The organism is Methylobacterium sp. A54F, from assembly GCF_053346035.1.
Genome location: NZ_JBKFBF010000001.1, coordinates 697,457 through 711,283 on the forward strand (window position 1 = coordinate 697,457; position 13,827 = coordinate 711,283).

Sequence of the window (13,827 nt, forward strand, 5' to 3'; positions counted from 1 at the left end):
AAATAGGCTGAATGTCTGAGAAAATATCGGCCCTCAGCAGACCTGGGGGCCGTTTCCTTGTCTGCCTCCTCATCACATTTGCCGCTGCTGTATTAGCTTGTGGTGTGATGATCTATAACTTGCCAGTGGATTCCACCACTGGAAAGACGGCTGGCCTTGCGCGACTTCGGTCAGCCGCCGCTATTAGCGACATTCTTGGAACCATCATTACTATATCAGGCGTTACCGCCCCTTTAGTTGTTGCTTATCTATTAGTCAAAGAGCGAGAGATGCAATCGTTCTTTGTTGAAAAAATCACAGAGTTTCTCTCCATTAAGGGCTGTGATCTCGTCAAGTGCCGAGCGGCTTATTTGCTTTTAGGCGACAATCAAACTACAGGAGAGCCCTCTTCTGATTTGAAAACCCTACATTTTCTTTCAAATTTGCTTACTGATGATGAAGTTGGCGAAGGTGGGCGCGAAGCATTGAAGTCCATAGTTGTCGACAAAATCACTCGACAGAAGTACTATGCTTGTTTTTCAGAGGATCAGGACAAAGACTGGCTCAAAAAATGTGTCTCGGCAATTGGTATTTTTGCTGTTTGCTGCTTTGTTGATCTCTATCTTCGAGTTTTTATTGATTTTAATTACGTTGGGGACCTTATAGAACTGTTCGTCATAATAATGACCTTGGGAAGCAATATTGCGGCGTATGCAATGATATTGGATTTCATTACTGCAAAGGGCGCGGTCAAGAGGCAAGCAGGGACGATAATCAGGGAGAAATGCACTCGCGTAGCGCCAGAGATATTCCTGGCGCTACGCGAGGGAGAAAGAATCAAAGATCAGCTGCGTGCTGATTTGAAAGACATGCTTGAAGGGATACGGGGTCAACCTTGGGGGGATACTGTCGCTAAGTAAGACTCCAGACCCTGACGCCCTTCTGCCTCCCCGCGTCGCCTATCCGCCCATGTGTCGATGCGCGCGTGGGGCTCTGGATTAGTCGGTAGGCGACGGCCTTACGCGGTATCATATCCCGTTCGTCCCACCGCTTGGCGCGGATGATGGCCAGCGCAATCTCCCGCGTCGTGAATGGCCTGCCGGCTTTCGCTAGCGCCTCCTTGGCGAGCTTGAACATCTCCCCATAGGCGAAAGCCGATTGAGATGGGCATAAGCCGGGAACCGCATCCGCGATGTCGGGCTCAGTTCGTAGAGGGCTAGAACGGCCGTCACGCTCGACAGGTCCGCTCTGTGATGGCGAGTTGTCGCCGTAGCTCGGCGATGTGTGCCTCAATCTTGTTCCGCTTGGCCGTGAGGGTGTTGACGACATGAGGGAGGGCCATGTCAGCTTCCCTTCTTAAAGGTGTGGCGCTGCCAGTAGCCGCAGAACTGCCAGGACTTGGCCGCGGCGAGCGCGAGGCGGAGCGTGCGCTGGAATTGCTCGTCGTTCGGCATACGCCGGTGGTCCTCCTTCCAAGCGGCCTCGGTAGCGTACTGGTGAAGATGATGGGCCGACACGAAGTGGTGCTGCCTGCTCACCATGCGACGGAGGCGCGAGAAGTAGGACTCGGCTTGTTTCGTGTTGGCGTCCTCGGTGGCATACGTCGCTGAGTGGTTGATACGGCCCACGCTCGGGAACACGGCGTGGAGAGCGTCCCAGTGACGGGCCTCGTAAGCGATCACGGTGGCACTGGGGGCGATGTGCGACGGACGTGCTCGACGGCGCTGCGGGTTTTCATTCCGCGGCGGATGTGACGGGCCCCCGCGGCGCCGCGTTGGCTTGCGGGCGCAACTCTGCTTACCTCACCGCTTCGGGCTGCCCGCGCAGAAGGCCGCCGAACGCGAGGAGCGCCGATGCCGACCGAGATCGAGCCCTTGCCGGCCGAGGAGCGGCTCGCCGCCTCGACGGTCGCCACCGTCACGCTGCGGCTGATGCCGCTGCTCGGGCTGATGTACCTGATCGCCTACATCGACCGGCAGAACATCTCCTACGCCAAGCTGCAGATGGTCGACGCGCTCGGCCTGAGCGAGAGCGTGTACGGGCTCGGGGCGTCCCTGTTCTTCCTCGGCTACTTCCTGTGCGAGGTGCCGGCCAACGTCTTCCTGGAGCGGGTCGGCGCGCGGATCTGGTTCGCCCGCATCATGGCGACCTGGGGCCTCGTCACCGTCCTCCTCGGCTTCACGCAGAACACCGCGATGTTCTACGTCCTGCGCTTCCTGCTCGGCGTCGCGGAGGCGGGCTTCTTCCCCGGGGTGCTGTTCGCCCTGACGCTGTGGTTCCCGCAGAGCCACCGCGCGCGGATGATCGGCTGGTTCATGATCGCGAGCGCGCTCGCCAACGCGGTCGGGGCGGCGATCGGTGGGGCGCTCCTCGACCTCGACGGCCTCCTCGGGCTCGCCGGCTGGCAGTGGGTGTTCGTGGCGACCGGGCTGCCCGCGCTCGTCCTCGCGGTGATCGTGCTGCGCATCCTGCCGGACGGACCCGAGCGGGCGCCGTGGCTCGCGCCCGACCAGAAGGCCTGGCTCGCCCGCACGCTGGAGCGCGAGCGCGAGGCCGGCGGCCAGGTGGAGCACGGCAACCCGTTCCGCGCGCTCCTCGACCGGCGGGTCTGGATGCTGGCGAGCGTCTACGTCGCGTTCCCCCTCGCCGCCTACGGCCTGAGCTACTGGCTGCCGACCGTGGTGAAGAGCTTCGGCGTCTCGAACACCGCGAACGGCTTCATCAACATCATCCCCTGGATCGTCACCGCGCTCGCCCTGTGGTGGGTGCCGCGCCGGGCGGCGCGCACCACCGCGAGCACCACCGACCAGGTCTGGTACGTAGTGGTGCCGGGCCTCGTCGCCGCGGCAGCGCTCGCCGCCAGCGTCGTCGTCCCCGGCCCCGCCCTGAAGTTCGCCTGCCTCTGCGTGGCGGCCGCCGGGGTCTTCTCGGCCCAGCCGGTCTTCTGGTCGATGCCGCCGACCTTCCTGAAGGGCGCGAGCGCGGCGGCCGGCATCGCGGCGATCAACTCGGTGGGCAACCTCGGCGGCTTCATCAGCCAGAACGCGGTGCCGTTCATCCGCGACCGGACCGGCAGCCAGCTCGCGCCGATGTACTTCCTCGCCGCCTGCCTGGCTGTCGGAGCCTGCCTGATGTTCGTGGTGCTCTCCGCCCTGCGGCGGGACGCGGCGGCGCGCGCTCAGGCGGCGAGCCAGAGCGCAGCCCCGCCCGCCGCGAGCCCCCAGAGCAGGGCGCAGGCGGTGCGGTAGAGGGCCAGCGCCCGCTCGATGTCGGCGGGCCCGGCCTCGGCCCGCCCGTCCCCCATCCAGGCGTCGGTGACGGGGGTGCCGCCGTAGACGCGGGGACCCGCGAGCGCCAGGCCGAGCGCCCCCGCCATGGCGGCCTCGGGGAAGCCGGCATTCGGCGAGCGGTGGCGGGACGCGTCCCGCCGCAGGGCCGCCCAGGCGCCGCGGCCCGAGGCGTCCCGGTGCAGGGCCGCCGCGGCCACGACGAGGAGCCCGGAGAGCCGCGAGGCCGGCAGGTTCACGAGGTCGTCGAACCGGGCCGCGGCCCAGCCGAAGGCCTCGTGGCGGGGCGTGCGGTGGCCGATCATGCTGTCGGCGGTGTTGACGGCCTTGTAGAGGGCGCCGCCCGCCAGGCCCCCGGCCCCGATCCAGAGCGCCGGCGCCACGATCCCGTCGGAAAAATTCTCGGCGAGGCTCTCGATGGCGGCGCGGCAGATCGCGGCCTCGTCGAGGGTCTCGGGGTCGCGCCCGACGATCATCGACACCGCCCGCCGCCCGCCCGGCAGGCCCCCGGCCCTGAGGTCGGCGGCGACCCGGGCGACGTGGTCGTGCAGGCTGCGCTGCGCCGGCAGGCTCGCGGCGAGGAGCGCCAGGATCGCGAGGCCGAGGGGCAGCCCGGCGAGCCCCGCGAGCGCCGTCAGCGCGAGGCCGGCGGCCCCGACGACGGCGAGCAGGATCAGGAGCGCGAGGACCCCGTTGCGCCGGCGCGCCGCGTCGCTGCCGCGGTTCAGGCCCCGGTCGAGGGCGCCGATCAGGCGACCGATCCAGGTGACAGGGTGGCCCGCCGCCCGGTAGAGCGCGTCCGGATAGCCCGCGGCGGCCTCGACCGCCAGCGCCAGGGCGAGGAGGGCGAGGGTCGCGGGGGGATGCAGGAGGGACAGGGACATCAGGCCTCGGGGGAGCTGATCGCCCACGGCGGCGATCTGGGCCAGGCCGCGGCGCTGTTCCCGGAGGCGCCGCGGCCGTGGCTCGATCTCTCGACGGGGATCAACCCGGTCCCGTATCCGTGCCCGGCCCTCGACGCCAGCCTGTTCCGGCGCCTGCCCGCGGCGGCCGACGCGGAAGCCCTGCGGATGGCCGCCGCCGCGGCCTACGGGGCGCCGGACCCGGCCGGCATCGTGCCGGCGCCCGGCACCCAGATCCTGATCGAGACCCTGCCGCGCCTGGTGCAACCGGGGCGTGTGGCGGTCCTCGGGCCGACCTACGCGGAGCACGCCGCCGCCTGGACACGCGCCGGACACGCGGTCGCCGCGGTCGCGGACATCGCGCGGACAGCGGGCGCGGACGTCGCCATTGTGGTCAACCCGAACAACCCGGACGGCCGCGTCCTGCCCGCCCGGACCCTGCTCGCGGCCCGCGAAGCCCTCGCCCCCGGGGGGCTCCTCGTGGTCGACGAGGCCTTCGCGGACCTGGAGCCGGTCGAGTCCCTGGCGGCGGATCCGCAACCCGGCCTCGTGGTGCTGCGCTCGTTCGGCAAGACCTACGGCCTCGCCGGCATCCGCCTCGGCTTCGCGCTGGCGGAGCGCGGGTTCGCGGCCCGGATCGCGGCGGCGCTCGGGCCCTGGGCGGTGTCGGGCCCCGCCCTCGCGATCGGCCGCATCGCCCTCGCCGACGGGCCCTGGCGGGCCGCCGCCGCCGCGGCCCGGGGTGCGGATGCGGCCCGCCTCGACCGGATGATCCAGCGGGCGGGCGGACGCCTCGTCGGCGGCACGCGCCTGTTCCGCACCGCGGATTTCCCCGACGCGCCCGGGCTGTTCCGACGCCTCGGCGCGGCCGGCATCTACGTGCGCCGCTTCGAGACTGCGCCGCAGCGCATCCGCTTCGGCCTCCCGGACGGGAAGGCCGCGTGGTGCCGCCTCTCGCGGGTCCTCAGGTGAGCGGCGCCCGGACGACGCGGTGTCCGGTCCTGTCCAGCAGGGCCACCAGCGCAGCGAGGCTCGACAGGACGAGGCCGACCGCGCAGACCCCGGGCCAGCCGAAGGCCAGGAAGGCCCGGGAGCCCGCGTAGGCGCCGAGCGCCCCGAACACGAACATCACCGTGAACAGCACGGTGTTGATACGCCCGCGGGCGCCGGGCACCAGGGCATAGGCCCGGGTCTGGTTGGCGATGAGCGCGCCGTTGAGCCCGATGTCGAACAGCAGCACCCCCGCCGCGAGGCCGGCGAGCGACCAGGTGCCCGTCGCCCAGAAGATCGCGAAGGCCGCGACCACGCAGAGGCTTCCGGCGACCACGACGGGGCGGGCGCCGCGCTGGTCGGTGAAGCGGCCGGAGATCGGCGCCACCACGGCGCCGGCCGCGCCGATCACCCCGAACAGGCCGGCGCCGGCCGGCGTCAGGTCGAAGGGCGGCGCCTCGACGAGGAGTGCGAGCGTCGCCCAGAAGGCGTTGAAGGCGGAAAACAGCAGGGCCTGCGAGAGGCTCGCGGTGCGCAGCACCGGCTGCGTCCGGGCGAGGTAGAGGATCGACAGCATCAGGGCCCGCCAGCGCAGGGGCTTCGTCTGCGGGATGTGGGGCAGCGTGGCCCGCGCGATGGCCGCCATGCCGAGCGCCACTGCGGCCGCCGCGACGAACACCGCGCGCCAGCCGAGATGAGCGCCCACGAAGCCGCTCGCCGTGCGGGCGAGCAGGATGCCCGACAGGAGCCCCGTCATCACCTGCCCGACGATCCGCCCGCGGCTCGCGTCGGGGGCGAGCTCGGCCGCCAGCGGCACCGCCTGCTGCGCCGCCGAGGCGAGGATCCCGATCACGAGGCTCGCGAGCGCGAGCACCGCGAGGTTCGGGCTCGCCGCGGCGACGACGAGCGCGGCCGCGAGCCCGAGGAGCTGCCAGATGATCAGGCGCCGGCGCGAGAGGCTGTCGCCGAGCGGCACGAGGCCCAGGATGCCGAGCCCGTAGCCCACGAGGCAGGCGGTCGGCACCCATACGGCCGCCCGCTCGCCGAACTCGGTGACGAGGAGCGCGAGCAGCGGCTGGTTGTAGTAGATGTTCGCCACCGCCCCGCCGGCGATCAGCGTGAGCCCGAGGCGCGCCGTCGGCGTGAGAACCGGGGCCGGCGCGCTCAACGCGGGCCGCGCGTGCACCGGGAGCCCTGCAGGCGTGACGCGGGGATCGTGCGGGCGGGCATCGGCATCTCGGGTGGGATCGGAGGAGGCCCCGCCTTGGCCCAGGCGCGCGCCCGTGGCAACCGCCGCCGGCGCAGGCCGGCCCCGATCGACCCGATCCCGTCCGCGTTTCGGCCTCACCTGAGCGCGAGGCCGCACCCCCTTACAATCTGGCGTAGGAGTACCCATATCGAAGTCGTTGCGGAACAACGACTAAACAGTTGTACTACCATCGATCAGCTCTTGGAATGCGCAGCGTTCCGGGCTGTGATGCGCGCTGTTCGGTCTGGAGACACCGATTCGCGCCCGCGACACGAGTTCACGTCCACTGACAGGGAGTTCCGCGTGTCGAACTACCGTATCCACTTCTCTCGCGAGATCCTCGGAGTTCCGTTCACGGTCGGGTCGGTCGACATCACCCGCGCCCGCGATCCGGAGCGCGCGCGCCGGGCCGCGGAGCTGCGCTTCGCACGGCATCACGGGGTCGGCGACTGGCGCGAGCGGGCCGACAGCGCGGCGATCGAGCCCACCGCCGATCCGCGCAGCTGACGCCGCCGGCCCTGGTCGTCACGCCCGGGTCGCCTTAGACTGTCAAGCTCGGCGAGCGGCCCCGCGACGGGGCCCTGACGGAGGCGCGGACGGCGGTCGATGGCGGCGATCTCATTCTTCAACGACCTCCTTCAGACGATCAGCGACCGGGGCCGCGACCTCATCGGTCTGAGCCGGGGCGACCTCGCGGGCCGCGCGAGCGCCGCCGAACTGGTCAAGCTCTGCGAGGACCTGATCTCGCGCCGCGGCGAGGCGTCCGGCGTGGCGCTGGCCCGCCTGATCCTCGACCGCTACGCGAGCTTCCCGAAGGAGGAGCGCCTCGCATTCCTGCGCATGATCGCGCTCGATTTCGATGCCGACGATGCGGCGGTCGATGCGGCCATCGCCGCTTACACCCGCGACCGGACCCGCGCGCGCCTCGGCGATCTCCACATGGCGGCCGAGCCGCGCAGCCAGGAGCTGATCCGCCGCCTCAACCTCGCCCGCGACGGTACGCTCGCGCTGGTGCGGATGCGGGAGGACCTCCTCGACCTGCGGGCCTCCCTGCGCGACACCGACGCGCCGGACCCCGCTCTCCTCGACGCCGCCGACAGCCTCGACTGCGACTTCGAGCACCTGTTCGCCTCGTGGTTCAACCGGGGCTTCCTGGTGCTGCGTCACATCGACTGGACGACGCCGGCCCACATCCTGGAGAAGATCATCCGCTACGAGGCGGTGCACGAGATCCAGGGGTGGGACGACCTGCGCCGGCGCATCGAGCCGCCGGACCGGCGCTGCTTCGCCTTCTTCCACCCCGCGCTCGCCGACGAGCCGCTGATCTTCGTCGAGGTGGCCCTGACCGAGGCCACCGCGCCCGCCATCGCGCCGGTCCTCGCCCACGAGCGGGTGCCGCTGCCGCTCCGGGCGGCCACCACCGCGAACTTCTACTCGATCTCGAACTGCCAGCGGGGGCTGGCCGGCGTCACCTTCGGCAACTTCCTGATCAAGCAGGTGGTGGGCGACCTCACCCGCGAGATTCCGAGCCTGAAGACCTTCGTGACCCTCTCGCCGGTGCCGGGCTTCGCGCGCTGGCTCGACCGGGAGCGGCGGGCCGACGCGCCGCAGAGCCTCACCCGCGACGACGTCGAGACCCTGCGCCTCCTCGACGATTCCGACTGGCGGCACGACAAGACCACCTGCGAGGCGGTGCGCAAGGCGCTGCTGCCGGCGGCGGCGGCCTACTTCCTGCGCGCCAAGAACGAGCGCGGACGGCCCCTCGACCCGGTGGCCCGCTTCCACCTCGGCAACGGCGCGCGCCTCGAGCGGCTGAACTTCCTCGGCGACACCTCGCCGAAGGGCATGCGCCAGGGTTACGGCCTGATGGTGAACTACCTCTACGATCTCTCCGCCATCGAGAAGAACCACGAGACCTACGCCAACCTCGGCACCGTCGCGGCTTCCAGCGCGGTCAGCCGGGAGCTGCGCGCGAACCTGCCGAAGGCCCAGGCGGTGGCGCTCGCCGAGGCGTGAGCGGGGCGCCGGCGGAGGGCGATCCTCGTCGAGGGACGTTGCAGGTCTCGTCTCCGGACGCGGGTGAGGGTCCGTCGGCCCCTCGCCAAGTGCCGCGCGTGTGCTAAGTCACCGCCCCCATGGGCAGCACTTCCATGACCAACCACCTCTTCGACCTCGTGCGCCGGGCCCTGCCGGCCGATCCTGCGGCCAGGGTCGTCATCGAGACGCCGGACGGACGGCGCTACAGCTACGCCGATCTCCTGGATCGCTCGGGGGCCTACGCCAATGCCCTGCGCAGCCTCGGCGTGCGGGTCGGCGACCGCGTCGCCGTCCAGGTCGAGAAGAGCCCGGAGGTGATCTTCCTCTACCTCGGCGCGGTCCGGGCCGGCGCGGTCTTCCTGCCGCTCAACACCGCCTACACGGCCGCCGAGGTCGGCTACTTCCTGGGCGATGCCGAGCCGGCCCTGTTCGTCTGCGACCCCGCCAAGGCGGAGGGTCTGGCAGTCGTCGCCGAGGCGGCCGGCGTGCCGCAGCTGCGCACCCTCGATGCCGGGGGGCACGGCAGCCTGGCGGAGGCCGCCGATGCCGCCGCGACCGACTTCGCGGACGAGCCGCGCGGGCCGGACGACCTCGCGGCGATCCTCTACACCTCCGGCACCACCGGGCGCTCGAAGGGCGCCATGCTGAGCCACCGCAACCTCGCCTCGAACACCGAGACGCTGATCGACGTCTGGCGCTTCACCGCGGAGGACGTGCTGATCCACGCCCTGCCGGTGTTCCACACCCACGGCCTGTTCGTGGCGACGAACCTCGTGCTCGCCACCGGCGGCAGCATGCTGTTCCTGCCCCGCCTCGACGCCAAGGCGATCCTCGGCCTGATGCCGCGGGCGACCGCCATGATGGGCGTGCCGACCTTCTACACCCGCCTCCTTAGGGAACCGGGGCTCACCCGGGAGATCGCGGCCGGCATGCGGCTGTTCATCTCCGGCTCGGCGCCGCTCCTCGCCGAGACGCACCGCGAATGGCAGGCCCGCACGGGGCACGCCATCCTCGAGCGCTACGGCATGACCGAAACCAATATGAACACCTCGAACCCCTACGAGGGCCGGCGCATCGCCGGCACCGTGGGGTTTCCCCTGCCCGACGTCGCCCTGCGGGTGGTCGACCCCGAGACAGGGGCGGCTCTCGGGCCCGACGCAGTCGGCATGATCGAGGTGAAGGGCCCGAACGTGTTCCTAGGCTACTGGCGCATGCCCGAGAAGACCGCGGCCGAGTTCAAGGCGGACGGCTTCTTCATCACCGGCGACCTCGGCAAGGTCGACCCGGACGGCTACGTCCACATCGTCGGGCGCGGAAAGGACCTCATCATCACGGGCGGCTTCAACGTCTACCCGAAGGAGATCGAGACCGAGATCGACGGAATGCCGGGCATCGTCGAGTCGGCGGTGATCGGCGTGCCCCATGCGGATTTCGGCGAGGGCGTCACCGCCGTGGTGGTGGCGGGCCCCGGCGCGCCGGACGAGGCCGCCATCCTCGGGCAGCTCGAATCACGGCTCGCCCGCTTCAAGTGCCCGAAGCGCGTGCTGTTTGTCGAGGACCTGCCGCGCAACGCCATGGGCAAGGTGCAGAAGAACGTCCTGCGGCAGCACTACGCCGGGCTCTACGAGGGCTGAGGGCCGCCCGCCCCCCACAGGACGTTTCCGGGCCCGGCGCCGGCGGGACCGCGGCGCGGTCCGGGTCTGGCCCGGCGGGGCGGAGCCGCCCGGTTCCGGCCTTGTCCCGCCCGATCGCACGCCCGTCCGCCGCCGCTGCGTTGCCAACCGGCCGCGGCCCTGGCACCCCTGCGGGAACGGCGCGCCCGCGCTGACGTTTGGCTCCGCGCCCCCTCGCGCGACTTTCCGCCGGTTCGCCGATGCCCTCGCCCTCCTCCCGCCCGCCCGAGACCCCGGCCGAGGGCGGCGCGTCGATCCTGTGGACCCTCGTCCTCGGCTCGGCCCTGATCGCCCTCGCGGCGGCCCCGAAGCGGCCTCGCGGCGACCTCGCGGTGCAGGACTCGGCGCAGGATCCAGCGCCGAATTCGACGCCGGAGCGTCGGCAGAACGGGGGCGCCCGCTCCTATTCGGGCCGCACGGCCGAGCTCGTGGGCGCGACGCAGGCGGACCGCGGCCGCAAGGCCCGCAACCCGGCGGAGATCACCGGCTCCGGCTGGCGCGACATCGCCGTCCGGGTCTACCTCGAATTCAACAAGGACCGGGTCCTGTCGGTGGCGGCCGGCGTGACCTTCTACAGCCTGCTCTCGCTGTTCCCGGCGGTCGCCGCCCTCGTCGCCTGCTACGGCCTGTTCGCCGACGTGAACGTCATCAACGACCACCTCGCGAGCCTGCAGGGCGTGCTGCCCACGGGGGCGATCGAGATCATCGGCGACCAGGTCAAGCGCATCGCCGCCAAGGGGGGCGGTACCCTGGGGATCACCTTCTTCACGAGTCTCGTCCTGTCGATCTGGAGCGCCAACGCCGCCATGAAGGCGATGTTCGATGCTCTCAACATCGTCTACGAGGAGGAGGAGAAGCGCTCCTTCGTGATGCTGAACCTGCGCTCGCTGACCTTCACGGTCGGCGCGCTGCTGTTCCTGATCTTCGCGCTGACCTGCATCGTCGTGCTGCCGGTGGTGTTCAACTACATCGGCATCAGCAACGGCGCCTGGCTCGTGGCGCAGCTGCGCTGGCCGGGCCTCCTGCTCGTCCTGCTCGGCGGCCTCTCGGTGCTCTACCGCTACGGCCCGAGCCGCGAGCGGCCGCGCTGGCGCTGGGTCGGTGTCGGCAGCCTCGTGGCCTGCGTGCTGTGGCTCGCCGCCTCCCTGCTCTTCTCCTGGTACGTGGCGAACTTCGGCAACTACAACGAGACGTACGGGTCGCTCGGCGCGGTGATCGGCTTCATGACCTGGATCTGGATCTCGGCGACGATCGTGCTCGTCGGCGGCGAGATCAACGCCGAGATGGAGCACCAGACCGTCATCGACACGACCACGGGCGCGCCCCTGCCGCTCGGGGCCCGCGAGGCCCGCATGGCGGACTCGGTCGGCGCGCCGGCCTGAGCCCCGCCATCGGCGGTCGCTGCCCGAACGCCGCGGCGCCTCCCCGGCGCGGCCTCGGGACCCCATATCGGGCAGACACGAACGATCTCAGGAGGAACCATGTCCGCCTCGCAGACCCATGATGCGCCGAGCCCGAAGGTCGCGGCCCCCGAGGCCCGGAGCGAGGCCGAGTGGCGGGCCGCGCTGAGCCCCGAGCAGTACCGCGTGCTGCGCGAGCACGGCACCGAGCGGGCCGGCACGAGCTGCCTGCTCGCCGAGAAGCGGCCGGGCATCTTCACCTGCGCGGGCTGCGGCACCCCGCTCTTCACCTCCGGCACCAAGTTCGAGTCCGGCACCGGCTGGCCGAGCTTCTTCGAGCCTCTCGCGGGCGCGGTGGAGACGACGGTCGACCGCAGCCACTGGATGGTGCGCACCGAGGTGCACTGCGCCCGGTGCAAGGGCCATCTCGGCCACGTCTTCGACGACGGCCCCGCCCCGACGGGCCTGCGCTACTGCATGAACGGCGCCTCCCTGCAGTTCGAGCCGAAAGCCTGAGGGCACAACCGCTTTCGTGGGGACAGACCTCGCCGTTCGGAGGACGGGCCGCCCCGCGGTCTTGATTTCGACGCCTTTTTGCTTAGTCCGTTAAGGGACGTGAACCGCCGTAGCGCTCGCAGTCGAGGCATTGGCGGGGCGGAGCGAAGGTCTTCCCACGCAACGGCGAAGCTATTGTGTCGCTCGTGGACAGTCTTCGGGATCCGGCCTCGGCTCCGAGAGCATGGCGGACGAGGCGTCTCTCCTCGGGGCCCGGTACGCCCCGGCGAGGCGATTGCGCGGAGATGTATGAATGAGCGTCGTGCGGCGATTTCTCGTGGCCCCGTCCCTGGTGCGCCTGATCCGGAAGGAGCGCGGCGGCTCGCGCATCACGGAGGGCTACTTCGCCCCCCAGGCCGGCCGCACCTCCTTCGTCCGGGTCGACGGGCAGCAGTGCCACCTCGTGCTGGTCACGCAGGCGGCGGACGGGAAGCTCGCCGAGGAGCGCACCGACGTGCCGCGGGCCCACGGTGACGCCCTGCTCGACGTCTGCAGCGGCAAGGCCGCCTACGACCGCACCACCCTGTCGGTGGGCGGCCAGGAGGTCGCGATCGACCGCTACGTCAGCCCGGGCAGCCTCGACCTGATCAGCGTCGCCTTCGCGGACGCGAACGAGGCGAGCGGGTTCGCGGCGCCGGCCTGGTTCGGCCGGGAGGTGACGCAGGAGGCCTCCTACGAGCGCCACGCGGTCGCCCTGCAGGGACCGCCCCAGTCCGGCGAGATCAGCCTCAGCAACGCCGCGCTCGAAGCCGTCCTCGACCTGATCGAGCCCCGCTTCGGGTTCGGGCGCTACGGCAGCGGTGGCACCGCGTCGGCCAAGCCGCCCGAGCGGCCCGAGCGGCCCGCCGAGGCGCCGCGCGGCGAGGATGACGGCGTCGTCAACGCCCTGCGCCGCATCGCCGGCACCGGCGCCGTGGCCGCGCCCGTGGCGGCCGCCGCGGCGATGCCCGAGCAGCGGGCCGAGCCGGAGGAGCAGCATCATCACCCGGTCGAGGAGGCGCCTCAGGCCGAGGCGCCCCCCGCGCCCGAGGCCACGGCGGAGCACGGCGAGCCCGCCCAGGGCGACGCGCGCATCGACGACGTGATCGAGAGCTTGTCCCAGGCCCTCGGCGCGGCGATCCAGCAGCCCCACGAGGGCGAGGCCAACCGCGAGTCCGACCCCGCCTCCGCCTTCGAGCGCTGGACGGTGCGCCCCCGCCGCACGCAGCAGTAGGCCCCAGGTCTCACTGCCGGATCTCGACGCGCGCCCCGCCATGGGCGCGCGCCAGCTCGTAGAGCGCCCGCGCGTGCCCCGGGCTGAGGCGGATGCAGCCGTGGCTCGCCCGCCGCCCGAGGCTGCCCACCGCGTAGGTGCCGTGGATGGCGTAGCCGCCGCGGAAGAACATCGCATGCGGCATCGGCGACCCGTGATACTTGCGCGACCGCCACATCGGTGCCATCAGCCCCACCCGGAAGCTCCCGTTCGGCGTGACGTATCCGCGCCGGGCCGTCGAGACCGGCCAGTCGTAGGCCAGCGCCCCGTCGACGTAGACGCGCATGCGCTGGTGGGACTGGTCGATCCGGGCAACGATTCCAGCCCCCGCCGGCACCCCGAAGGCGCAGAGGAGCAGACCGCCCAGGAGGGCGGTGCGAAGCAGGCGGACGAGCGGCACGGGCTGGGCTCCGGCAGGGGCGGCCGGATCTCGGCAGCTCAACCATGGATGAGACCAGACGGAGCGCCTGGAAAGGCGGGCTTCGCGGACGTCGACAACTTTT

13 protein-coding genes are annotated in these 13,827 nt (G+C 70.9%); 9 read left to right on the forward strand and 4 right to left on the reverse strand.

The annotated features are described in order from the left end of the window. The first annotated feature begins 11 nt into the window (after positions 1–11). Positions 12–899, forward strand: coding sequence for a hypothetical protein (locus ACLBXP_RS03520; protein ID WP_447666162.1), 888 nt, complete (start codon positions 12–14; stop codon positions 897–899). A gap of 423 nt (positions 900–1,322) precedes the next feature. Here ACLBXP_RS03520 and ACLBXP_RS03525 read toward each other — a convergent pair whose 3' ends face one another. After that, positions 1,323–1,679: a transposase gene (locus tag ACLBXP_RS03525; RefSeq protein ID WP_447666219.1), complete on the reverse strand. Its 357-nt coding sequence runs from the start codon at positions 1,677–1,679 to the stop codon at positions 1,323–1,325. Between the two features lie 153 nt (positions 1,680–1,832). Here ACLBXP_RS03525 and ACLBXP_RS03530 point away from each other — a divergent pair, with 153 nt between their 5' ends. Further along, the gene (locus tag ACLBXP_RS03530; RefSeq protein ID WP_447666163.1) at positions 1,833–3,227 is read left to right on the forward strand and encodes an MFS transporter; all 1,395 of its coding nucleotides are present in this window, start codon (positions 1,833–1,835) and stop codon (positions 3,225–3,227) included. Here ACLBXP_RS03530 and cbiB read toward each other — a convergent pair. Then, positions 3,158–4,150 carry an adenosylcobinamide-phosphate synthase CbiB gene (cbiB, locus tag ACLBXP_RS03535; protein ID WP_447666164.1) on the reverse strand — a complete coding sequence of 331 codons (993 nt, stop codon included), beginning with the start codon at positions 4,148–4,150 and terminating at the stop codon, positions 3,158–3,160. The genes ACLBXP_RS03530 and cbiB overlap by 70 nt on opposite strands. Between cbiB and cobD the strand changes: the two genes are divergently transcribed. Then, entirely contained in the window at positions 4,130–5,140 is a 1,011-nt protein-coding gene (gene cobD, locus ACLBXP_RS03540) for a threonine-phosphate decarboxylase CobD (protein WP_447666165.1), read from the forward strand. The two genes, cbiB and cobD, sit on opposite strands and share 21 nt — an antisense overlap. On the opposite strand, the gene ACLBXP_RS03545 is transcribed toward cobD, so the two are convergent. Next, positions 5,133–6,326, reverse strand: a complete 1,194-nt coding sequence (locus ACLBXP_RS03545) for an MFS transporter (protein ID WP_447666166.1) — start codon at positions 6,324–6,326, stop codon at positions 5,133–5,135. The genes cobD and ACLBXP_RS03545 overlap by 8 nt on opposite strands. Before the next feature lie 384 nt (positions 6,327–6,710). Between ACLBXP_RS03545 and ACLBXP_RS03550 the strand changes: the two genes are divergently transcribed. The 6 genes from ACLBXP_RS03550 to ACLBXP_RS03575 all read left to right on the forward strand — a co-directional run bounded on the left by ACLBXP_RS03550 (position 6,711) and on the right by ACLBXP_RS03575 (position 13,285). Then, the gene (locus ACLBXP_RS03550; protein WP_447666167.1) at positions 6,711–6,914 is read left to right on the forward strand and encodes a hypothetical protein; all 204 of its coding nucleotides are present in this window, start codon (positions 6,711–6,713) and stop codon (positions 6,912–6,914) included. A gap of 99 nt (positions 6,915–7,013) precedes the next feature. Continuing rightward, positions 7,014–8,423: a malonyl-CoA decarboxylase gene (locus ACLBXP_RS03555; protein ID WP_447666168.1), complete on the forward strand. Its 1,410-nt coding sequence runs from the start codon at positions 7,014–7,016 to the stop codon at positions 8,421–8,423. A gap of 134 nt (positions 8,424–8,557) precedes the next feature. Beyond that, entirely contained in the window at positions 8,558–10,078 is a 1,521-nt protein-coding gene (locus tag ACLBXP_RS03560; protein WP_447666169.1) for a malonate--CoA ligase, read from the forward strand. A 239-nt stretch (positions 10,079–10,317) separates the two neighbouring features. Beyond that, positions 10,318–11,499 carry a YihY/virulence factor BrkB family protein gene (locus ACLBXP_RS03565; protein ID WP_447666170.1) on the forward strand — a complete coding sequence of 394 codons (1,182 nt, stop codon included), beginning with the start codon at positions 10,318–10,320 and terminating at the stop codon, positions 11,497–11,499. Positions 11,500–11,598: 99 nt separating this feature from the next. Further along, positions 11,599–12,033 (forward strand): peptide-methionine (R)-S-oxide reductase MsrB, encoded by a 435-nt coding sequence (msrB, locus tag ACLBXP_RS03570; RefSeq protein ID WP_447666171.1) that lies wholly within the window; start codon positions 11,599–11,601, stop codon positions 12,031–12,033. 292 nt (positions 12,034–12,325) lie between these two features. Further along, on the forward strand, positions 12,326–13,285 hold the full coding sequence (locus ACLBXP_RS03575; protein WP_447666172.1) for a hypothetical protein: 960 nt from the start codon (positions 12,326–12,328) through the stop codon (positions 13,283–13,285). Between the two features lie 10 nt (positions 13,286–13,295). Here ACLBXP_RS03575 and ACLBXP_RS03580 read toward each other — a convergent pair whose 3' ends face one another. After that, positions 13,296–13,724 carry a L,D-transpeptidase gene (locus ACLBXP_RS03580; protein WP_447666173.1) on the reverse strand — a complete coding sequence of 143 codons (429 nt, stop codon included), beginning with the start codon at positions 13,722–13,724 and terminating at the stop codon, positions 13,296–13,298. Between the last annotated feature and the right edge of the window lie 103 nt (positions 13,725–13,827).

Bases quoted from the DNA above. Each gene is read 5' to 3' on its own strand.
- ACLBXP_RS03520 (WP_447666162.1), top strand. From the start codon at position 12: ATGTCTGAGAAAATATCGGCCCTCAGCAGACCTGGGGGCCGTTTCCTT.
- ACLBXP_RS03530 (WP_447666163.1), top strand. From the start codon at position 1,833: ATGCCGACCGAGATCGAGCCCTTGCCGGCCGAGGAGCGGCTCGCCGCC.
- cobD (WP_447666165.1), top strand. From the start codon at position 4,130: ATGCAGGAGGGACAGGGACATCAGGCCTCGGGGGAGCTGATCGCCCAC.
- cbiB (WP_447666164.1), bottom strand. From the start codon at position 4,150: ATGTCCCTGTCCCTCCTGCATCCCCCCGCGACCCTCGCCCTCCTCGCC.
- ACLBXP_RS03555 (WP_447666168.1), top strand. From the start codon at position 7,014: ATGGCGGCGATCTCATTCTTCAACGACCTCCTTCAGACGATCAGCGAC.
- ACLBXP_RS03560 (WP_447666169.1), top strand. From the start codon at position 8,558: ATGACCAACCACCTCTTCGACCTCGTGCGCCGGGCCCTGCCGGCCGAT.
- ACLBXP_RS03565 (WP_447666170.1), top strand. From the start codon at position 10,318: ATGCCCTCGCCCTCCTCCCGCCCGCCCGAGACCCCGGCCGAGGGCGGC.
- msrB (WP_447666171.1), top strand. From the start codon at position 11,599: ATGTCCGCCTCGCAGACCCATGATGCGCCGAGCCCGAAGGTCGCGGCC.
- ACLBXP_RS03575 (WP_447666172.1), top strand. From the start codon at position 12,326: ATGAGCGTCGTGCGGCGATTTCTCGTGGCCCCGTCCCTGGTGCGCCTG.